This is a genomic window from Sinomonas atrocyanea, from assembly GCF_030811715.1.
Lineage (GTDB): Bacteria > Actinomycetota > Actinomycetes > Actinomycetales > Micrococcaceae > Sinomonas > Sinomonas atrocyanea_A.
This window is the reverse complement of the sequence record NZ_JAUSRH010000003.1, coordinates 266,030-286,262: the sequence shown is the minus strand read 5'-3', so window position 1 is coordinate 286,262 and position 20,233 is coordinate 266,030. Positions and strand designations below refer to the sequence as shown.

19 protein-coding genes and 2 tRNA genes are annotated in these 20,233 nt (G+C 72.2%); 4 read left to right on the top strand and 17 right to left on the bottom strand.

The features are described from left to right. Positions 1 to 42 precede the first annotated feature (42 nt). The gene (locus J2W21_RS06825) at positions 43 to 711 is read right to left on the bottom strand and encodes an alpha/beta hydrolase family protein (protein ID WP_307113733.1); all 669 of its coding nucleotides are present in this window, start codon (positions 709 to 711) and stop codon (positions 43 to 45) included. Positions 712 to 729: 18 nt separating this feature from the next. On the opposite strand from J2W21_RS06825, the gene J2W21_RS06820 reads away from it, so the two are divergent. Then, positions 730 to 1,311, top strand: coding sequence for a DUF2249 domain-containing protein (locus J2W21_RS06820; protein WP_307113732.1), 582 nt, complete (start codon positions 730 to 732; stop codon positions 1,309 to 1,311). Positions 1,312 to 1,363: 52 nt separating this feature from the next. Here the strand turns inward: J2W21_RS06820 and J2W21_RS06815 are convergent, their stop codons facing one another. Together J2W21_RS06815 and J2W21_RS06810 are read right to left on the bottom strand one after the other, a co-directional pair. Then, entirely contained in the window at positions 1,364 to 1,780 is a 417-nt protein-coding gene (locus J2W21_RS06815; protein WP_307113731.1) for a MarR family transcriptional regulator, read from the bottom strand. Between the two features lie 73 nt (positions 1,781 to 1,853). Further along, positions 1,854 to 1,997 carry a hypothetical protein gene (locus tag J2W21_RS06810; protein ID WP_307113730.1) on the bottom strand — a complete coding sequence of 48 codons (144 nt, stop codon included), beginning with the start codon at positions 1,995 to 1,997 and terminating at the stop codon, positions 1,854 to 1,856. Positions 1,998 to 2,314: 317 nt separating this feature from the next. Here J2W21_RS06810 and J2W21_RS06805 point away from each other — a divergent pair, with 317 nt between their 5' ends. Both J2W21_RS06805 and acs read left to right on the top strand, forming a co-directional pair. Continuing rightward, entirely contained in the window at positions 2,315 to 2,920 is a 606-nt protein-coding gene (locus J2W21_RS06805; RefSeq protein ID WP_307113976.1) for an acetate uptake transporter, read from the top strand. 8 nt (positions 2,921 to 2,928) lie between these two features. Next, positions 2,929 to 4,911 (top strand): acetate--CoA ligase, encoded by a 1,983-nt coding sequence (acs, locus tag J2W21_RS06800; protein WP_307113729.1) that lies wholly within the window; start codon positions 2,929 to 2,931, stop codon positions 4,909 to 4,911. Between the two features lie 92 nt (positions 4,912 to 5,003). Here acs and J2W21_RS06795 read toward each other — a convergent pair. The 14 genes from J2W21_RS06795 to J2W21_RS06730 all read right to left on the bottom strand — a co-directional run bounded on the left by J2W21_RS06795 (position 5,004) and on the right by J2W21_RS06730 (position 18,903). Further along, a tRNA-Ala gene (locus J2W21_RS06795) sits at positions 5,004 to 5,076 on the bottom strand. Position 5,077: 1 nt separating this feature from the next. Beyond that, positions 5,078 to 5,150, bottom strand: a tRNA-Ala gene (locus J2W21_RS06790). A gap of 128 nt (positions 5,151 to 5,278) precedes the next feature. Continuing rightward, positions 5,279 to 5,956, bottom strand: a complete 678-nt coding sequence (locus J2W21_RS06785) for a histidine phosphatase family protein (protein WP_307113728.1) — start codon at positions 5,954 to 5,956, stop codon at positions 5,279 to 5,281. 5 nt (positions 5,957 to 5,961) lie between these two features. Next, entirely contained in the window at positions 5,962 to 6,354 is a 393-nt protein-coding gene (gene rsfS, locus J2W21_RS06780) for a ribosome silencing factor (RefSeq protein ID WP_307113727.1), read from the bottom strand. Between the two features lie 35 nt (positions 6,355 to 6,389). Then, a complete protein-coding gene (locus J2W21_RS06775; RefSeq protein ID WP_307113726.1) occupies positions 6,390 to 7,688 on the bottom strand; it encodes a hypothetical protein in 1,299 nt (432 codons plus the stop codon). Positions 7,689 to 7,694: 6 nt separating this feature from the next. Beyond that, entirely contained in the window at positions 7,695 to 8,384 is a 690-nt protein-coding gene (gene nadD, locus J2W21_RS06770) for a nicotinate-nucleotide adenylyltransferase (RefSeq protein WP_307113725.1), read from the bottom strand. 11 nt (positions 8,385 to 8,395) lie between these two features. Next, entirely contained in the window at positions 8,396 to 8,638 is a 243-nt protein-coding gene (locus J2W21_RS06765; protein ID WP_307113724.1) for a hypothetical protein, read from the bottom strand. A gap of 67 nt (positions 8,639 to 8,705) precedes the next feature. Then, positions 8,706 to 10,070, bottom strand: coding sequence for a glutamate-5-semialdehyde dehydrogenase (locus J2W21_RS06760; protein WP_307113723.1), 1,365 nt, complete (start codon positions 10,068 to 10,070; stop codon positions 8,706 to 8,708). Between the two features lie 45 nt (positions 10,071 to 10,115). Then, on the bottom strand, positions 10,116 to 11,255 hold the full coding sequence (gene proB, locus J2W21_RS06755; protein WP_307113722.1) for a glutamate 5-kinase: 1,140 nt from the start codon (positions 11,253 to 11,255) through the stop codon (positions 10,116 to 10,118). After that, positions 11,236 to 12,843, bottom strand: a complete 1,608-nt coding sequence (obgE, locus tag J2W21_RS06750) for a GTPase ObgE (RefSeq protein ID WP_307113721.1) — start codon at positions 12,841 to 12,843, stop codon at positions 11,236 to 11,238. Before obgE ends, proB begins: the two co-directional genes overlap by 20 nt. A gap of 186 nt (positions 12,844 to 13,029) precedes the next feature. Next, positions 13,030 to 13,284: a 50S ribosomal protein L27 gene (rpmA, locus tag J2W21_RS06745; protein WP_066498165.1), complete on the bottom strand. Its 255-nt coding sequence runs from the start codon at positions 13,282 to 13,284 to the stop codon at positions 13,030 to 13,032. 48 nt (positions 13,285 to 13,332) lie between these two features. Continuing rightward, entirely contained in the window at positions 13,333 to 13,644 is a 312-nt protein-coding gene (gene rplU / locus J2W21_RS06740) for a 50S ribosomal protein L21 (RefSeq protein WP_066498167.1), read from the bottom strand. A 274-nt stretch (positions 13,645 to 13,918) separates the two neighbouring features. Beyond that, the gene (locus J2W21_RS06735; protein ID WP_307113720.1) at positions 13,919 to 15,448 is read right to left on the bottom strand and encodes a bifunctional hydroxymethylpyrimidine kinase/phosphomethylpyrimidine kinase; all 1,530 of its coding nucleotides are present in this window, start codon (positions 15,446 to 15,448) and stop codon (positions 13,919 to 13,921) included. Between the two features lie 5 nt (positions 15,449 to 15,453). Then, positions 15,454 to 18,903: an Rne/Rng family ribonuclease gene (locus J2W21_RS06730; RefSeq protein WP_444965505.1), complete on the bottom strand. Its 3,450-nt coding sequence runs from the start codon at positions 18,901 to 18,903 to the stop codon at positions 15,454 to 15,456. A gap of 436 nt (positions 18,904 to 19,339) precedes the next feature. Between J2W21_RS06730 and J2W21_RS06725 the strand changes: the two genes are divergently transcribed. After that, a complete protein-coding gene (locus J2W21_RS06725; protein ID WP_307113719.1) occupies positions 19,340 to 20,020 on the top strand; it encodes a vitamin K epoxide reductase family protein in 681 nt (226 codons plus the stop codon). Positions 20,021 to 20,233 lie beyond the last annotated feature (213 nt).

The window sequence follows — 20,233 nt, the reverse complement described above, 5'->3', positions numbered from 1 at the left end:
GGCCGCGGCGCAAGGGTCCGCGCGACCGCTGCGCAGGGCCCGCTAGAGTGCGCCGCGGCGCACGAACTCGGCCGTCTGCCGGGCGAGGGGGGCCACCACCTCCGCAGGGGTCCGCCTGGTGCCCTTGACCGCGAAGGAGTGGTCGCCGCCCTCCTGCCATGCGAGGGTGGCCGTGGGGAGCCTCGCCACGACGCCCTCGAGCAGGTCTGCGCCGGCGAGCGCGTCGCGGGTGCCGGAGAGGAACAGCATCGGCAACGTGATGCCGTACAGGTGCTCGTCGCGCAGCTTCTCGGGCTTTCCGGCCGGATGCAGGGGGTAGCCGAGGAACACGAGCCCGGCCGGCTCCATGGCGCCCTCGGCCACGGCCAGGGACGCCATGCGGCCGCCGAACGACTTCCCCGCGGCCCACACCGGCTCCCCGGCGGAGCGACGTCGCGCCTCCTCGAACGCGGCCGCCCAGACGGGGACCGCCTTCGGTGCCCTGTCGGGCAGCTTCCTCCCCGCCTCCATGTAGGCGAAGTTGAACCTCAGGGTCGCCAGCCCGAGCGCGTCGAGCGCCTCGGTGTACGCGACCATGAACGGGTGGTCCATCCCGGCCCCGGCGCCGTGCGCCACGACGACGGTCGCGTCCGCACCGTCCGGCCGCGAGTAGACGCCGGAGACGTCGGTCCCGGGTGCAGGGATCGTGAGGCGCTCGCCGTGGTCAGCCATGGGACTATCCTGCCCTTCATGGACCTCGACGTCAGGCCGATCCCCAAGCCCGAGCGCAAGCGGGCGGTGTTCGCGGCGTTCGCGAACCTCGCCGTGGGAGAGTCGTTCCTGCTCGTGACGAACCTCGACCCCGGGCCGCTGCGGGCGGAGTTCGACGACGACCAGTACGGCGCCTCCTCGTGGGAGTACCTCGAACGGGGGCCGGTGTGGCGGATCCGGGTCACGAGGACCGCGTCCACTCCCCTGCCGCGGGTGCTCGCGGACACGCTCGCCCTCGCGCAGGCGCACGACGCCGACGCCTCGGGTGCCGTCTTCCGGCTCACCATGGGGAACCGGGACCTCGATTCGAACGTGATCGCGCTGCCGCCGCACGGGACCATCGGCCAGCACGTGGGGCCCGACCTCGATGTGCTCCTCCATGTCATCGCCGGGGCCGGCACGCTCGCGACGGAGGACGGGGAGGTCGCGCTCGAACCGGGGGCGCTCGTGTGGCTGCCCAAGCGGTCGCGCCGCCAGTTCACCGCCGGCGCTGAGGGGCTGCGCTACCTCTCGGTGCACCAGCGCAAGCCCGGCCTCGGCCTCACCCGCCGGCCGTGGTGACCCAGCGTCCCGGGCACCCAGTCGTCCGGCGATCCGTCCCTGGGGACGCGCCTCAGCCTGAGAGGTTGTCGATCATGGTCTCGAGGGCACGGAGGGTGCGCTCGTACTCGCCGTCCTCGAGCCCCCGGACCGTCGTCTCGCGCAGGCCGCTGACCGTCTCCCGCGCACCGTGGAGCTCCATGCGGCCCAGATCGGTGAGCCGGTAGACCCCGCCCTTCTCCGCGACGAGGCCGCCGCCGAGCAGCGGCTCGAGGTGGCGCTCGCTCGTCTCCTCCGCGCCGTCCTCGAGCAGGGGGGCGATGGCCTCGTCGAGCTGGGCGACCGTGGCCTGGGTGTCGGCCAAGACGTTGAGGAGCTGCCACTGGCGCCGGCTGAGCCGGTGCCGCTCGAGCGCCTCGTCGAAGCGGTCCTCGAGCAGCCGGTCCAGGGTCCGCAGGAGGAAGCCGATGGGGCGCTGGGTTTCTTGCATGGCGTCACTCCCGTGCCGGGTGAGGGTCGGTCGAGACCACTATGCGCCGCCGCCAGGAGTGCGGCTAGGGACCTCAGTCCGTCTGGCGCGCCCGGGTGCGGACCTCCCGGCCGGCGGACTTGACGGTCTGGGCCAGGCTCGCGGCCGCGCTGTCCTCGCCGTTGAGCACGGCGGAGGCGAGGTCCTCGACGAGGTCTATGTACTCGGTGAGCTGCACGGCTCCATCGTCGCCGCCGGACCGGTACCGGCAGCCGAGGGGAGGATGAACGCCGGGTGAAGGCTTCGTGGAGACACAGCGACGAGGACCGCCTCGTGGGCGGCATAGCCATCGGATCACGCCCGGGGGAACCATGCCGCCGCGCGAGGGCTTCCAGATGAGTCTCGGGGCCCTATCGCCACAGGTGATCCGGTCGTACCCTGCGCGTGTAGGGACCGCTGGTACCCCTGCCAAGGGTCCGCGCTCACGGCGCTTCGGCCGCTCGCGCCCCGGCAGCTGTGGCAGCGCAGCAGCAACACTTGATCGGAGTGCAAGAGATGACCGCAACATCAGCTCACAGCGCGGCAACGACCCCAGTCACTGTAGGACCGGCATTCGCCGATCCGGCTGCGCTTGGCCTAGGTGCCTTTGCCATGACAACCTTCGTCCTCAGCCTTGCCAACGCGAACCTCGTCCCGACGGCGGGCTCGGCTGTGCTCGGTCTGGCCCTCTTCTACGGCGGACTCGCGCAGGTCGCGGCCGGGCTCTGGGAATTCGCCAAGGGGAACACGTTCGGCGCGACCGCGTTCTGCTCCTTTGGATTCTTCTGGGCGTCCTTCTGGTGGCTCGAGACAAACCCGGATGTCGCCAGCAAGGCCGGGTCTGCTGGCGTCGGCGCCTACCTCCTCGGCTGGACGATTTTCACCGCCTATATGACAGTCGCCGCGATCAGGACCAATGGCGTGGTCTTCGCAGTCTTCGTCATGCTGACCCTGACGTTCCTTGCCCTCACCATCGGCGCCTTCTCGGGTTCCACCATCTTCGACCGCATCGGGGGCTGGCTCGGCATCATTACCGCGATCCTCGCTTGGTACGGTTCGTTCGCGACCGTCGTCAACGCGACCTGGAAGCGATCACTGCTTCCCGTCTGGGCAGCAAGGTAGGCAGCAGGATGGCCACCGCCCCCGATGGGCCGCGTCCCTCTCCCTTGGAGAACCTGACAACCGAGAAGCGCGTCTTCCCTCCGTCGCCAGAGTTCGCCTCAGCCGCCAACCTGCACAAGGACGCCTATGCCGAGGCCGAGCGCGATCCGCTCGCGTTCTGGGCCAAACAGGCCGAGCGGCTTACGTGGTCTAAGAAATGGGAGACAGTTCTCGACTGGTCGAATCCCCCGTTTGCCAAATGGTTCGTCGGAGGACGTCTGAACGTTGCGTACAACTGCCTCGACCGGCATCTGGAGGCGGGCCTCGGGGAGCGTGTGGCCTTCTACTTCGAGGGCGAGCCGGGCGACAGTCGCACCATCACCTACGCAGAGCTCACCGAAGCGGTGTGCCAAGCGGCCAACACCTTGGCGGGCCTCGGGGTCAGGGCCGGTGACCGGGTGGCCATCTACATGCCGATGATCCCGGAAACCGTCGTGGCCATGCTCGCGTGTGCAAGGCTCGGGGCTCCGCACACGGTCGTCTTCGGCGGATTCTCTTCGGAAGCGCTGCAGGCCCGGATCTTGGACTGTGACGCGCACGTCGTCATCACGGCCGACGGCGGGTACCGCAGGGGCAAGGCCTCGGCGCTCAAGCCTGCGGTCGATGAGGCGCTCGTGGACTGCCCGGACGTCCACAGTGTGCTCGTAGTGCGGCGCACGGGCCAGGACGTCGGGTGGACGGAGGGGCGCGACCACTGGTGGCATGAGACGGTCGAACAGGCCGACGTCCACCACGATCCGGAGGCCTTTGACGCCGAGCATCCGCTCTATGTCATGTACACCTCTGGCACGACCGGGAAGCCCAAGGGCATCCTCCACACCTCTGGCGGCTACCTGGTCGGCTGTTCCTATACCCACTGGGGCGTCTTCGATCTCAAGGCCGACACCGACGTCTTCTGGACGGCCGCGGACATCGGCTGGGTGACGGGGCACAGCTACATCGTCTATGGGCCGCTCAGCAACGCTGCGACGTCCGTGCTCTACGAGGGGACCCCCGACGCCCCGCACCGGGGCCGGTGGTGGGAGATCATCGACAAATACAAGGTCTCGATCCTCTACTGCGCGCCCACGGCCATCCGCACCTTCATGAAGTGGGGCGAGGACATCCCCGGACGCTTCGACTTGGGCTCACTCAGGGTGCTCGGTACCGTCGGGGAGCCGATCAACCCCGAGGCATACGTCTGGTATCGCGAGAACATCGGCCACAGTCGAGTGCCGGTGGTCGACACCTGGTGGCAGACCGAAACCGGCATGCAGATGATCAGCCCCCTGCCGGGTGTCACGCCGGCGAAGCCGGGCGCCGCCATGCGCGCACTGCCCGGGGTCTCTGCCGATGTCGTGGATGACGAGGGCCGCACCGTCCCGAAGGGGTCCGGAGGCTATCTTGTCCTGACCGAGCCGTGGCCAGCCATGCTGCGGACAATCTGGGGAGATGACAAGCGGTACGTCGAGACCTACTGGTCGCGGTTCCCTGGGCTGTACTTCGCCGGCGACGGGGCCAAGCGCGACGAGGACGGCGACATCTGGTTGCTCGGGCGCGTGGACGACGTCATGAATGTCTCCGGGCACCGCCTCTCGACAACAGAGATCGAGTCGGCCCTCGTGGCGCATCCCAAGGTAGCCGAGGCCGCGGTCGTAGGGGCCTCGGATGAGGTGGGCGGCCAGGGGATTGTGGCGTTTGTCATTCTCCGCACAGACGCGGGCGACGGCGGCCCGGACGTCGTGCAGGAACTGCGCGAGCACGTCGAACACGAGATCGGTGGGATCGCGAGGCCGAGGCAGATCATGATCGTCCCCGAGCTGCCCAAGACGCGGTCAGGAAAGATCATGCGCCGGCTCCTGCGCGACGTCGCAGAGCAGCGCCCGATCGGCGATGTCACGACCCTTGCGGACACGACCGTCATGGAGACCATCAAGGCCAACCTCGCTGGCAGAGCTGAGGGGCAGAGCTAGGCCGCGGGGCGGTTGCCCTCCTCCGGAAACGCCTGAGGCCGCCCATCGGGCGGCCTCACAGCTCGGATGCACTTTAGATACGAGCAACTCCGTGGAGGTAAGGGGATTCGAACCCCTGACCTTCTGCATGCCATGCAGACGCGCTACCAACTGCGCCATACCCCCGTGGAGCTGAGGGGACTCGAACCCCTGACCCCCTGCATGCCATGCAGGTGCGCTACCAGCTGCGCCACAGCCCCGAGAGTCGGTTCCAGACGTGTCGTGACGGGCCTTCAGAGCCCTTCACCCCGTCCGGAGCAACTCGATTATCTTAGAGCCTCGCGGCCCCTCCGCACAAATCAGCGCCGGCCCTGCGCGGCGCCGGCCCTCAGCCCTCTTCGACGGTGACCGGCACCGGCAGCGTGCCCGCGTTGTGCTCGCCGAGGCGCCAGCGCAACGTCCCGTCGCGGTGCGCCCGGCGCTCCTCGAGGATGGACCACGAGCAGTTCGAGAGCCCCGCCAGCGCGCCCCAGAGGTCGTGCGGCAGGCCCAGCAGGTGGGCCAGGCCGACGCGGATCGCGCCGCCGTGGCTCACCACGACGAGGGTCCCGTCCGCGGGCACCCCGACGAGCGCGCGGTCCACGGCGCGGTGGACGCGCGCGGCCACGTCGAGGCGCGTCTCGGCGCCTCCCGCGGCCGTGTGGACGTCGCCGTCCTCCCAGCGGCGGAGCGCCTCGGGGTCCATGCCCCGGATCGCGTCGAAGGTGTGCCCCTGCCAGGCGCCGGCGTTCGTCTCACGCAGCCCGCTGTCCACAGCCACGGGGAGTCCGGTCACCGCGGCCAGGGCCTCCGCGGTGGCGCGGGTCCGGCCGAGGTCCGAGGCGACGATCGCGGACGGGGAGAGCGAGGCGAGCCGGCGCGCGGCCTGCTCTGCCTGGCGGATGCCCTCCTCGTTCAGGGGGATGTCAGTCTGACCCTGGAACCGGCCCGCGGCGTTCCAGTCGGTGCGCCCGTGGCGCCAGAACACGATGCGCCGGAGCGCCCCGCGCGCGGCGTCGCCGTGCACCGCCCTCAGCCCGCGGCGGAGGCGGAGGCCCCCGCGTCGTCGAGGCCGAGGTCCACCACGGGGCAGTCCTTCCAGAGGCGCTCGAGCGCGTAGAAGGAGCGGTCTTCGCTGTGCATGACGTGGACCACGACGTCGCCGAAGTCGAGCAGGACCCAGCGGCCCTCGGAGCGGCCCTCGCGCCGGACCGGGCGCCGGTCGAGCTGGACGATCAGCTCGTCCTCGATGTTGTCGACGACGGCGTTGACCTGCCGCTCGGTGTCTGCCGAGGCGATGACGAAGATGTCGGTGATCGCGAGGCGTTCGCTCACGTCCACCGCCACGATGTTCTCGGCCAGCTTGTCCGCTGCGGCCTTGGCGGCCGTGCGGGCCAGCTCGATGGCCGTCTCTGTTGCGCTCACTCTTCTCCTTGGAGGCTTGCTGCTGCTGGGGGGCGCTACTTGCCGCCCAGCACGATCATGATGATGGCGACGATGAGGGCGAGGATGCCCACGGCGCCGATGGCGAGGAGTACGAGGCGCTCCCGCTGGGCACGGCCGACGCCGGCGTGCGCGGAGTCGAGGGGGTCGAGCCCGTGGGCGCTGCGTGCCGAGACGGGGGCGCCCTCCGGCATCTCTCCGCGGGGCTGGGCCCGGCGAAGGTCTACGGGCCGCGAGCCGGCCGGCCCGGCCGCGGGCCTGGGCTGGCGCGCGTTCTTGCCGGTCACCACGGGGACGTGCGTGGTGGTGGGAGGCTTCATGACGGGGTGCGGGACGCCGGGCACGCGCACGAATTCGAGCGGGGTCACCATGGCGAGGTTGTCGGTCGCCGCGGGGGCGGGCGCCTTCCGCGGCGGGGCCGCGGCCTCCTTCCGGGACTCCTCCGCGAGGCGCTGCTTGGCCTGCGCGCGCCGGTTCAGCACCGCGGCGCGCTCGGCCATGGCCACCTGCTCGGCCAGGAGCGCCGGATCGACCTCGGTGCCGGGACCGCCGCGCTGGGAATCGAGCATGGCGGCCTGGTTCTTGGCCTGCTCCTTGAGCAATTCGCGGGCGGCGGCGATCTGCTCGTGGCTGAGCCTGCGGAACGATCCGGTCTCCGGGCCCAGCGCCGGGGTGACAGTCAGCCCCTGGGGCACGATCCCCTGCATCGCCGTGGGCGGGGCCGGGTCGACGCCCGGAACGGGTGCCCTGCCGCCCGCCGCCGGGCTCTGCGGCCCGGCAGCGACCGGCGGCGCCGGGGCCGGGGGCGTCCCGCCGCCTGCGGCCTCGTCCTGTGATGGCTGGGCGGGGGCCTCCGGGAGGCCCGTGATCGGCGGGATCTTGCCGGTTTCGCGTTCGCGGATGGAGCGCCGGGTCGGGAAGGACTGCTGGGCGCTCTGGGCGGCCTGTTCCTTCTCGGCGAGCTCGCGCAGGACGCGCTGGGCGGCCCGGTCGCGGGCGCGCGCCTGGGAACTGCGTTCGGCGGGTGCCACCTCGGCTCCGGCCGGGCGGGAGCGGGGGGCACGGGCTGGCGCGGGCGGCCGGTCGACGGACGACGGCGTGTCCCCGCCGCGCGCCGCCGCGGCGGCCGCGCCGTGGGCGGCTGCCAGCGCCTCGGACCGTGCGCGGGCGGCTGCGGCCGCCGCCTCGGCCCGCCCACGGGCCTCCGCGTCGGCCTGTTCCGGCGTCAGCTGCTCCTGCGGGGCCGAGGCGAGTGCAGCCTGCTGGGCCAGGCGACGCTCGCGCCGGCTCGTGATCGGCCTATCCTCGTTGCTCATGCCTGCTCATCGCACAGCGGCCGCTGTGCTCCCTGCCTCTCCGTTCTCATCCTGCGCGTGGCCGTCGCCGTCGTCGGACGGCCGGCCCTTCCCACGGTAGAGGCCGTACTTGGCGATGTACTGCACCACGCCGTCCGGCACCAGATACCAGACCGGTTCTGCCACGGCCACGCGGGCCCGGCAGTCCGTCGAGGAGATCGCCATGGCGGGGACCTCGAGGAGGCTGACATCGGTGCGGCCGAGGTCGTGGAGCTCGTGCCCGGGCCGGGTCACGCCCACGAAGTGGGCGAGCTCCCACAGCTCGTCGACGTCCTTCCACCCCACGATCTGCGCCATGGCGTCGGCGCCCGTGATGAAGTACAGGTCGGCCTCGGGCCGCAGCCGCCGCAGGTCGCGCAGCGTGTCCTTCGTGTACGTCGGGCCCGGACGGTCGATGTCCACGCGGCTGACCGTGAAGCGCGGGTTGGACGCCGTCGCAATCACGGTCATGAGGTACCGGTGCTCGGCGGCGCTGACCGCGCTCTTGGACTTCTGCCACGGCTCCCCCGTCGGCACGAACACGACCTCGTCGAGGTCGAACTTCGACGCGACCTCGCTGGCCGCGACGAGGTGGCCGTGGTGGATCGGGTCGAACGTCCCGCCCATGACTCCGAGGCGGTGGCGACGCGCGCTCCCGGACTGCTCTGCTGGGGCCAAGGCGAAAGGGATCAGTGGCCCTGGCCGCGGTCGTGCTTGTTCGGGTGCTGGCGGTGCGGGTCCGCGTGCTCGTCGACAGGCTCGTGGCGGCGGCCGAGGTTCGTGTAGGAGACCGTGACGAACATCAGCACGGCGAAGATCACGAACATCGTGATGCCGATGACGAACGGCGGAGCGATGAGCGGAGCAGGCTCCTCGTGGCCGGCGGCCTCCGCGCTCACGTTGACTGCGGTGCTGATCAGCGTTGCCAGCATGGTCTCCCCTTCAGGTCGTAACTCTCAGATGCAGGATCTGGACTGGCCTTCATCCTACCCCGGCCGATCAGGCCCGGACCTGCCCCTCGCCCTGCACGATCCACTTCGTGGTGGTCAGTTCCGCCAGGCCCATCGGACCGCGGGCGTGCAGCTTCTGGGTCGAGATCCCCACCTCGGCGCCGAGGCCGAGCTCGCCGCCGTCGGTGAACCGGGTCGAGGCGTTGACCATGACCGCGGCCGAGTCGACCTCGGCGATGAAGCGCTCGGCGTTGGCGAGGTCGTTGGTGATGATCGCCTCGGTGTGGCCGGTGCTCCAGCGGCGGATGTGCGCGATCGCCTCGTCGAGTCCGTCCACGGTGGCGACGGCCAGCTCGAGATCCATGTACTCGGTGGCCCAGTCGCGGTCGGTGGCCTCGTCCGCGGCCACGTCCCCGGGCAGGGCGGCGAGCGTGCGGCCGTCGACGTGCAGGCGCACGCCCCGCTCGGCCAGTGCCCTCGCCACCGCCGGAAGGACCGTGGAGTCCTGGTGGACGAGGACGGTCTCGACCGTGTTGCACACGCTCGGGCGCTGGGTCTTGGCGTTGACCAGGATCTCCACCGCCATGTGCTCGTCCGCGCTGGCGTCGACGAACACGTGGACGTTGCCCTCACCGGTCTCGATGACGGGCACGGTCGAGTTGAGCACCACGTTCTGGATCAGGTCGCGGCCGCCGCGCGGGATCAGCACGTCCACCCGGCCGCGGGCCTTCATGAGGGCGTTGCCGCCCTCGCGCCCGTAGGCGTCCACGCTCTGCACGGCGTCATCGGGGAGGCCGACGGAGGCGAGGGCGTCGCGGATGATGCCCAGCAGGGCCGCGTTCGTGTGGCCGGCGGCGCTGCCGCCGCGCAGGATCACCGCGTTGCCGCTCTTGAGGGCCAGCCCGGCGATGTCCACGGTCACGTTGGGCCGCGCCTCGTAGATGGCGGCCACCACGCCCATCGGCACGTTCACCTGGCGCACCCGCACACCGTTGGGCAGCGTCTGCCCGCGGACCACGGTGCCCACGGGGTCGGGGAGCCCCGCCAGCGTCTCGAGCGCGTCGACGAGGCCGTCGATGCGGGCGGGGGTCAGGGCGAGCCGGTCGAGCAGCGCCGCGGACGTGCCGTTGGCGCGCCCCGCCTCGAGGTCCTCGCTGTTGGCGGCCAGGACCGCTGCCTCATTCTCCTTGAGCGCCGCGCCGATCGCCCGCAGCGCGCGGTCCTTCCAGGCCCGGTTGGCGCGGGCCAGGACGCGCGAGGCCGCGCGGGCGCGGTCGCCGATCGCGTGCACGGCCACCTCGACGTCGGCCGGCACGAGCACGGCCTGCCCGGGCGCCCGCGTGGCCGGTGCGGTGGCAGCCGTGGTCTCGGCGGGGACGGAGGCAGGCGCAGTCGCGCGCGCGGTGTCAGTCATGGCACAAGTCTACCGAGGCGGGCCCGCGCGGGGCCCGGCCCGGCGTCACACGAGGACGAGGTCGTCGACGTGGACGACGACGCGCTCGTACTCCGGCCCGAGCTCGCGCCCGAGGTCCCTGGTCGAGCGGCCCAGCATGGCCGGGAGCTCGTCGGCGGAGAAGTTCACCAGCCCGCGGGCGAGCACGTGGCCCGACTGGTCCGCGATCTCGACCGGGTCGCCGGCCTCGAACTCCCCCGAGACGGCCGTGATGCCGGCGGGCAGCAGCGAACGGTGCCGCTGCCCGACAGCCCGGACGGCGCCGTCGTCGAGCGTCAGGGTCCCCCGGACGGCGGCGAGGTGCTCGAGCCAGAGCAGGCGCACCGGCTTGCGCCGGCCGCTCACGCTGAACCAGGTGCCCACGTCCTCGCCGGCGAGGGCGCGCGCCGCGGCGGCGGTGGAGGTCACGAGGGCCGGGATGCCCGAACTGGCGGCGATGCTCGCGGCCTCGACCTTGGTGGCCATGCCGCCGGTGCCGACCCCGGCCTTGCCGGCGCTGCCGATCCGGACACCGTCGAGGTCCGCGGTGTCGCGCACGTGCTCGATCCGCACGCCCCCCTCGGCCGGCGGCCCCGTGTAGACGGAGTCCACGTCGGAGAGCAGCACGAGCGCATCGGCGTGCACGAGGTGGGCCACGAGCGCGGCGAGCCGGTCGTTGTCGCCGAAGCGGATCTCGTGGGTGGCCACGGTGTCGTTCTCATTCACCACGGGGACCACGCCGAGGTGCAGGAGCTTCTCGAGGGCCCGGTGCGCGTTCTTGTACTGGGTGCGGCGCACGAGGTCGTCGGCGGTGAGGAGCACCTGGCTGACCGTCACGCCGTGCGCCGTGAAGGCCTGCGTGTACCTGGCCATGAGCAGTCCCTGTCCCACGCTCGCCGCGGCCTGCTGGGTGGCGAGGTCCTTGGGGCGGCGGGCCAGCCCGAGCGGGGCGAGTCCGGCGGCGATGGCGCCCGAGGAGACGAGGACGATCTCGGTGCCCGCATTGGCGCGCTCAGCGAGGGTGTCCACGAGGGCCTTGAGGGCCTTCTCCGAGATGCCGCCGCGGATCGTCGTGAGGGACGAGGAGCCGACCTTGACGACGATCCTGCGGGCCTCGGGCAGCCATTCGCGCCCGCGTGCGGTGGCCTCAGAGGTCGTCGTCGTCATCGACCCACTCCCCCTCGGCGGCCTCCTCGGCCGCGACGGCGTCCTTCTCGGGCCCCCGCCGGCGCGACGACTCGGTCCAGATGCCGGCACGCCGCTCGGCCTCGAGCTCCTCCCGCGCCGCGGCCCTCGCGGCCTTGCGGTCCTCGTAGTCCTCGCGCTTCTGGGCGCGGGTCGGGCGCTCCCAGTCGGCGAGGCGCAGGTCGGTGCCGCGGGGCCCGGTGAGCATCTCGGCGCCGGTCATCATGGTCGGCTCCCAGTCGAAGACCACCGCGTTGTCCTCGCCGATGACCACGGTGTCCCCGGGCTTCGCGCCCACCTTGAAGAGCTGGTCCTCGACCCCGAGGCGGTTGAGCCGGTCGGCGAGGTAGCCGATGGCCTCCTCGTTGGTGAAGTCGGTCTGCTTGACCCACTTCTCCGGCTTCTCCCCCAGGACCCGGAACAGCGGCTCGAGGTTGCGCTCCTCGCGCCGGATCGTGAACCCGGCCTCGTTCACGGCGCGGGGACGCAGGACGGCGGGGGCCACCTTCGGCGGGGCCGCCTGGACGGCGTCGCGCGCGGCCTGGACGATCTCGGCCATCGCGAAGCCGAGGGGCCTGAGCCCGGCGTGGCTCGTCGCCGAGACCTCGAACACCCGGTAGCCGCGGCGTTCGAGCTCCGGGCGGACCATCTCGGCCATGTCCCTGCCGTCGGGGAGGTCGGTCTTGTTCAGGGCCACGAGCTTGGGGCGCTCGTTGAGCGGCTGCGCCTGGCCGTCGGCGCCCGCGTAGCTCATGTCCACGGCGTACTTCTCGAGCTCGCGCTCGATCACGTCGAGGTCGTCGATCGGGTTGCGGTCCGCCTCGAGGGTGCCGCAGTCCAGGACGTGGACGATCGCCGCGCACCGTTCGACGTGGCGGAGGAAGTCGTGCCCGAGCCCGCGGCCCTCGCTCGCGCCCTCGATGAGCCCCGGGACGTCGGCGATGGTGAAGCGCACGTCTCCGGCCTGGACCACGCCCAGGTTCGGCACGAGGGTCGTGAACGGGTAGTCGGCGACCTTGGGGCGCGCGGCCGACATCGCCGCGATGAGGCTCGACTTGCCGGCCGAGGGGTAGCCGACGAGGGCGATGTCCGCGATGGACTTGAGCTCGAGGACGATGTCCCGCTCGTCCCCGGGGATCCCGAGGAGCGCGAAGCCTGGGGCCTTCCGCTTGGCCGAGGCGAGCGCCGCGTTGCCCAGGCCGCCCTGGCCGCCGGCGGCGGCCACGTACTCGGTGCCCTCGCCGACAAGGTCCGCGAGGACCCTCCCGTCGCGTGACTTGACCACGGTGCCGTCCGGCACGGGCAGCACGAGGGTGTCACCGGTGTGCCCGGCGCGCCAGTCGCCCATGCCGGGGCCGCCGTTCTGGGCGTGCCGGTGCGGGGAGTGGTGGTAGTCGAGCAGCGTCGTGGTCTGGTGCGAGACGCGCAGGACGACGTCGCCCCCGTTGCCGCCGTTGCCCCCGTCGGGGCCGCCGAGCGGCTTGAACTTCTCCCGCTTGACCGAGATGCAGCCGTGGCCGCCGTTCCCGCCCGAGACGTGCAGGACTACGCGGTCCACGAAGCTCGCCACTTCATTCTCCTTAGGTCTTCGGGCCTGTCACCCGATTCTAGTGCTGGGTCTTTCCAGCTCGCGGGCCGTGTCCGCCCCTCCGGGGTGGAGCGGGGACACAGCAAAGGGTGGAGCGGACCACTGGCCCACTCCACCCTGTGTCAACGGGCCGCGCGCGAGGGCGCAGCCGATGCTGCCTGTCTTCTGCTACGCGGCGACGACGATGTCCACGATCCGGCGCCCGCCACGGGTGCCGAACTGGACCGCGCCAGCGGTCAGAGCGAAGAGGGTGTCATCCTTGCCGCGCCCCACGCCGTTGCCGGGGTGGAAGTGCGTGCCACGCTGGCGGACGATGATCTCGCCGGCGTTGACCGACTGGCCGCCGAAGCGCTTGACGCCGAGGCGCTGCGCGTTCGAGTCGCGACCGTTGCGGGTGGAGCTTGCGCCCTTCTTGTGTGCCATGAGCTGTGCCTCCCTGAGGAAATCTAGAGTCTGGGCGAACCCGAAGGTTCAGGCGTTGATGCCGGTGATCTTGACCTTGGTCAGCTCCTGGCGGTGGCCCTGGCGCTTCTTGTAACCGGTCTTGTTCTTGTACTTCTGAATGACGATCTTCGGGCCGCGGAGGTCCTCGAGGACCTCGGCCGTGACCGTCACCTTGGCCAGCTCGGCAGCGGCGGAGGTCACCTTCTCGCCGTCGACCAGCAGGAGGGCGGGCAGCTCGATGGTGCTGCCGGCCTCACCGGCCACGCGGTTGAGGGTGACGAGGTCTCCGACGGACACCTTCTCCTGACGGCCGCCGGCGCGGACAATCGCGTACACCACTGGGGAACTCACTTCTCTCGACTGATATTTCCAAAAGCTCTTTGCGCGCGGCGCCCGGCGTCCGTGCAACGGCACGGCGCGTCAGGCGCCCAAGTGTGCTTCTGCCGTGAGTCCGCGAGGGGAATCCCTGGGAGTGAATACCCAAGTGACGGCGCAAGCACCGAGGATCAAGAATACGCTAGTCCTCTGTCCGGCCGCAAATGAAGCCTACGCGGCCACTGCCTGCCGGAAAAGCACGCCCGTCCAGTGTATCCCACCGGGCGGGCGCGCCCGGTCAGGCGAACCTGCGTGGCGCGTCGAAGAACTCGCGCTCGTAGACAGCGGACGCGGTGAAGGCCTCGCGCATGGCGGCGCGCTCGGTGACCGAGGCGCGCCGGCCCGCGGCGTCCGTGTAGGCGATGGCCCGGCGCGTCGCCTCAGCGAAGGCCTCGTCCGCGTAGGTGCCGATCCACGCGCCGTACGGGTGTCCCTCCCTCTCGGGCCGGGCGGCATGCCGCGCGTGGAGGGCCGCGCCGACCTCGGCGTAGATCCAGTAGCACGGGAGCGCTGCCGCGGCGAGCACCGCGTAGCTGCCGGACGCGGAGGCTGCGAGCAGGTGGTCCACGTACGCCTTCGTCACGGGGCCGGGGACGGCACCGCCGGCGCCGCCCGTCGCCGCTCCGGGGCCGCCGGCGTCGTGCGCCGGGACCGGGTGGCGGGAGAGCCAGGTGCGGTGCAGCTCCGCCTCGACCTCGAGGCAGACGCGGGCACCCTCCGCCCAGAAGGCCTGCTCCTCCTCGGTCGGGGCGAGCGCGCTCGCCCGCGCCAGGACGCGGGAGTACCCGTTGAGGTACAGGGCGTCCTGGGTGAGGTAGTAGGCGAAGTGGGTCTGGGACAGGGTCCCGTCGTCGAGCTGGGCGATGAACGGCAGCGCGTCGATCTCGGCCCGGACCTTGGCGGTGTCGCGCCAGAGCCCGTCCGTGAACTCGCCCTCGGCGAGGGGAACGGAGGCGGCCAGATGGTGGAAGTGGTGCACGGGGCCGTGGCCGCCGCCGACCTCGAGGTCGCCGGAGGCTGTGAGCGCGCCGCGCAGCCACTCCTTCACCACCGCGAGCGAGCGGGCCCAGTCCCCGGTGCGCGCCTGCACCGTGGCGAGCGCGGAGGAGAGCGAGCAGCCCGTGCCGTGCGTGTTGCGGGTGGACACGCGCTCGCCCTCGATCTGCACGAGGACCGCATCCGCGCCGCGGCGGGCGTCGACGATCGCATCGGGGCAGGCCGCGCCCTCGAGGTGGCCGCCCTTGACGAGCACCGCTCCCCCGGTTCGCTCGGACAGCCGGCGCCCCTGCTCGAGCGCCTCGTTCCAGGTCGACGCCGTGGCCTCCCCCAGCAGCGCCCCCAGCTCGGGCAGATTGGGCGTGACGAGGTGGGCGTGGGCGAGCAGGCCGCGCAGGGCCTCCTCGGCGTCGGCAGCGAGCAGCCGGTCGCCGCTCGTGGCCACCATCACCGGGTCGAGCACGACGACGGCCGGCCGGGTCTGCTCCAGCCAGGCCGCCACCGTGCGGACCACCGCGGCGTCGGAGAGCATGCCGATCTTCACGGCGTCGACCTGGATGTCGCTGCCGACGGCCTCGAGCTGGGCGGCGAGGAAGTCCGCCGGCGGAGTGTGCACCGCGGTGACCCCGCGGGTGTTCTGGGCGGTGAGCGCCGTGATGGCGCACATGCCGTAGCCGCCCATCGCCGCGATGCTCTTCAGGTCGGCCTGGATGCCGGCTCCGCCCGAGGGGTCGGAGCCGGCGATGCTCAGGACACGGGGAACGGCACCCATGCCTGCTACAGCTCCGACGCCGGGACGCCGACGCCCAGGATCATCGGCCCGCCTTCGTCCTTCGGAGCCTCTGCCGTGGGCTTGCCGGCCTGGGCCGGCGCAGCGGCGCTGCGGGTCTGGCCGCCGACCGCGCCGGCGGTCTCCTCGACGCGCGTGACCTCCGCCGATCCCTGGCCGCTGCGGGCGCCGCGGCTACGGCGCTTGCGTCCCTGGCGCGGCTCGGCCTCGGCCGCCCCGTGCCGCTCCCCCGTCAGCTGGTCGAACGCGTGGCTGAGCGCGTCCAGGCTCAGCGCCGGCGCGGCCGCCGGCGGCTCCTGCGGAAGGTCGCCGTGCGGGATCTCGATCCGCTCGCCGCCGATGGTGAGCACGGGCCGGCCGTCCTCGCCTTCCGACGTGGCGCGGGCGGGCGCCGGGCCGTGCGTCGCCTCGGCCCGGGCCGCCGGGGCCGACGAGGCCAGGGCGCGCACGGGCTCTGGGGCGTGCGCCTTCCCGGCGTGCTCTGCCGCGGCCGCGGGAGCCTGCTGGGCCGGCTCGCCGCCCTGCGCGTGCTCAGGGTGCGCCGGCTGCTCGCCGTCGTGCACGTGGGCTGCGTGGGCCGCGGCCGCCACGGCCGCGAGTGCGGCGCGGGTGGCCTGCGCGCGGGCCTGGCGCTCGGCGTCGTCCACCGGCGGGGCGGCTTGGGCCTGGGCGGGCGCCGGCGCCTCCTGCGTCTCGGGCTGCTGCCCGCCGCCGCGGCGGCGGCGCTTGCGCCCGCTGCCGGAAGCCGCGCCCTCGGTCCGCAGTGGGGCCTGGTGTGCCTGGTGCTCCGGGGCGGGGGCCGCCGGGCGGCTTCCGCGCTCGACGGGTTCCTCGTGGGTGATGACCCCGCGGCCGCCGCACACCTCGCAGTTCTCGCTGAAGACCTCGAGCAGGCCGGTGCCCATGCGCTTGCGGGTCATCTGGACGAGCCCGAGCGAGGTGACCTCGGCCACCTGGTGCTTGGTGCGGTCCCGCCCGAGGCATTCGACCAGCCGGCGCAGCACGAGGTCCCGGTTGGACTCGAGCACCATGTCGATGAAGTCGATCACGATGATGCCGCCGATGTCGCGCAGGCGCAGCTGGCGGACGATCTCCTCCGCGGCCTCGAGGTTGTTCTTGGTGACGGTCTCCTCGAGGTTTCCGCCCGAGCCGGTGAACTTGCCGGTGTTGACATCGACCACCGTCATGGCCTCGGTGCGGTCGATCACGAGGGAGCCGCCCGAGGGCAGGAAGACCTTGCGGTCGAGCGCCTTGTGGATCTGCTCGTCGATGCGCCAGTGGGCGAAGACGTCCTCGTCCGCCTCGTACTTCTCGAGCCGACCCAGCAGGTCGGGCGCGACGTAGGTGACGTAGGCCTCGATCGTGTCCCACGCCTCCTCGCCGCTCACGATGAGCTTGGAGAAGTCCTCGTTGAAGACGTCGCGGACCACCTTGATGGTGAGGTCGGGCTCGCCGTACAGCAGCTCCGGCGCGAGCACCTTCGTTGAGGAGGCCTGCTCCTGGATCGACTCCCACTGGGCCCGGAGGCGGTTGATGTCGTGCGTGAGCTCTTCCTCACTCGCGCCCTCGGCCGCGGTCCGCACGATCACCCCGGCATCCTCGGGGAGGCGGTCCTTGAGGATCTTCTTCAGCCGGGCGCGCTCGACGTCGGGCAGCTTGCGGGAGATGCCCGTCATCGACCCGCCGGGCACGTAGACGAGGTAGCGGCCGGGCAGGGAGATCTGGCTCGTGAGCCGGGCTCCCTTGTGGCCCACCGGGTCCTTGGTGACCTGGACGAGCACGGAATCGCCGGACTTGAGCGCGTTCTCGATGCGGCGCGGGGCCCCGTCGAGGCCGGCGGCGTCCCAGTTGACCTCGCCCGCGTACAGGACGGCGTTGCGGCCGCGGCCGATGTCCACGAAGGCGGCCTCCATGGACGGCAGCACGTTCTGGACCCGGCCGAGGTAGACGTTGCCGATGAGCGAGTCCTGCTGCGTCTTGGAGACGAAGTGCTCGGCCAGCACGCCGTCCTCGAGCACAGCGATCTGGATGCGGTCGTCCTTCTGGCGGACCACCATCTGGCGGTCCACGGACTCGCGCCGGGCCAGGAACTCGGCCTCGGTGATCACGTGGCGGCGGCGCCCCGACTCGCGGGACTCCCGGCGGCGCTGCTTCTTGGCCTCGAGGCGGGTGGAGCCCTTCACGCTCTGTACCCGGGTGCTCGTCGCCTCCGACGGTGTGCGCGGCGCCCGCACGCGGGTCACCGTTCCGGGCGGATCGTCGTCGAGCCCGCCCTCGAGCTCGAGGTCGGCCTCGCCGCGGCGGCGGCGCCTGCGGCGGCGGGAGGTGACCTCTTCGGTCTCCTCATCCGGCTCGCCGTCCTCGGCGTCCTGATCGTCGCCGGCCTCGGTGCCGCGCGTGCGGCCCCGGCGGCCGCGTCCGCGGCGGCGCCGGCGGCCGGACAGCTCCGACTCCTCGTCCTCGTCCTGCTCCTCCTCGTGGTCCTCCACGGACTCGGCGGCGGGACGGACCACCGTGCTGAGGTCGGGAGCCTGGAAGATCATCGACGTCGGGGAGATGGGCTCCCTGAAGAGCGCCGCGAGGCCGCCCTCCGGCTGCTCCTCGGTCTCTGCCCGCGCGGCCTCGCGCGCCCCCGCGTCCTCGCGCGGGGTGGCGGGCGCCGGGGCGGCGGCAGCCGGGGCCGCCGCGGACTCCTGGCCGGCCGATTCCTTGGCGCCGCGCTTGGCGGCAGGCAGCTGGGGCTCGGCAGCACCGGCCGTCTGCGCCCCCTCGACGGGGGCGCCCTCGGCGGCGCCCGGCCGGGCGGTCGCCCGGCGGCGGCCACGGACGGAGCTCTTGGCCCTCGAGCCGGCTGCCGGGGCAGCGGCTGCCTCGGGCTCCTGGGCCAGATCGGCGTCGCCGGCGGGGCGCTCGGGACGGCGCGTCTCCTCCTTGACGGCTGCGGCACGGGCCGAGGCGCGGCGGCGGCGCGACGTCGGGGCCTTCTCCTCCGTGGACTCCGTGCCTGCGGAGTCCTGCGCCTCGGCAGCGGGCCCGGCGGCCGAAGGGGCGGCCGGTGCCGGTGCGGAGTCCTGCTGGGGAGCGTCGTCCGCGGGGGCGGCCGGCTCCTGGTCTGCGGGCGCCGGCTCGGCAGCGCTCGGCTCGGCGGGAGCACCCTTGGGTGCCGTAGCCGTGCGGCGGCTGCGGGTGGCCCGCTTTGGCTTCGCCGGGAGTTCGGCCGCGGCGGCCTCCGGGCCGGCGGCGTCCGGGTCGGTGGCGTCCGGGTCGGTGGCGTCCGGAACGGCCGCCGTGGCGTCCGCCCCTGCCAGTTCCTGGGTGGCCGGCGACGCCGCCGGGCTCGAGGCGCTGCGTCGCCGGGTGGTGGTGCGCCGGGGCTTCTGCTCGGCCACCGCTGCTTCGTCCGGTGCCGCGGCGCCGGGCTGCTGTTCCATATCCATCTGTGCGTACTCCAAAGCCGCCCCGTCCGTCCCCACATACGGCGGCCGCGGCGGCGCCACGAGTCGGCACCCGCAGGCGCCGACGAAGTCAGTCCTGTGCCCCCGCGGACTCCCGCGCGGGCCGGCACCGCGTTGCTACCCGCCAGCGGTCGAGGCCGGGCAGGTGCCGCTCTGGCCCGCGCCTCCCGGTCGGGATCGGTGGATCCGGACGGGAACGGGGCGGCGGTCTTCTCGCTGAGCACCGGACCGGGCGCTGCATGTGGATCAGCGTCCGGCCACTGGCATTGTCTCACATGCCGGCCCGGCATGATCCGGAAGGGCGCGCCCGGACCCGCCGGGCCGCGCGGGCAGGGCCTGTGCCGGCGGGAGGGGACGGGCTCCAGTGATCGCCCAGACGGGCCGCCTAGAATCGGAGCATCCCGCAGGAAGGACTTCCATGACTCCCCAGAGCAGCCCGAGCCGGGCAACGACCGCGCCCGAGCCCCGTGAGGCGGACGAGGACGGGACCGCCCTCCGTGACGGCGACCGGCACGTCATGACCCGCACCGTCCCATTCGCGTGGCTGATGCTGGTCACGAGCGTTGTCGGCTGGCTTGCCTCGGGCGAACTCGTGCTCGAGAAGATCGAGAAGCTCATCAACCCCAGCCACACCACGATCTGCGACGTGAACCCGTGGATCTCCTGCGGCGAGGTCATGAGCACCTGGCAGAGCTCGCTGTTCGGGTTCCCGAACATGTTCATCGGGATCGTGGCCTTCGCCGTCACGATCACGGTGGCGATGGCGCTGCTGGCCGGGGCGCGGTTCAGCCGGTGGTTCTGGATCGGCCTGCAGGTCGGCGTCACGCTCGGCTTCGTCTTCGTCGTCTGGCTGTGGAGCCAGGCCCTCTACGCCATCGGGATCCTGTGCCCGCTGTGCATGATCGTGTGGGCCATGATGATCCCCCTCTTCGTCTGGACCACGGCCCGCAATCTGGCACACGGCGTCATCCCCGCGCCGGCCCGGCTGGCGAAGGGCCTCGCCGACTGGGGCTGGGTGACGGTTGCCGTCCTCTACATCGCAGTCATCGCGACGATCTTCTTCCGCTTCCTGAACCTGTTCGTGCCGTCCACCATGTAGCCCCCTCGCAGTTTCGGGTACGCATCTCGTCGCCTCTTCGGCGTCCCGGGTACGACGACGGCCGGCACCTTCCGTACGGAAGGCACCGGCCGTCGTCGTACTGCCTCTCGTGAAAGAGCGGGTCCAGAAGCGCGTACCCGGAACCGGGGGTCAGCATCGAGATGCGTACCCGGAACCGGGGGTCAGCGTCGAGATGCGTACCCGGAACCGGGG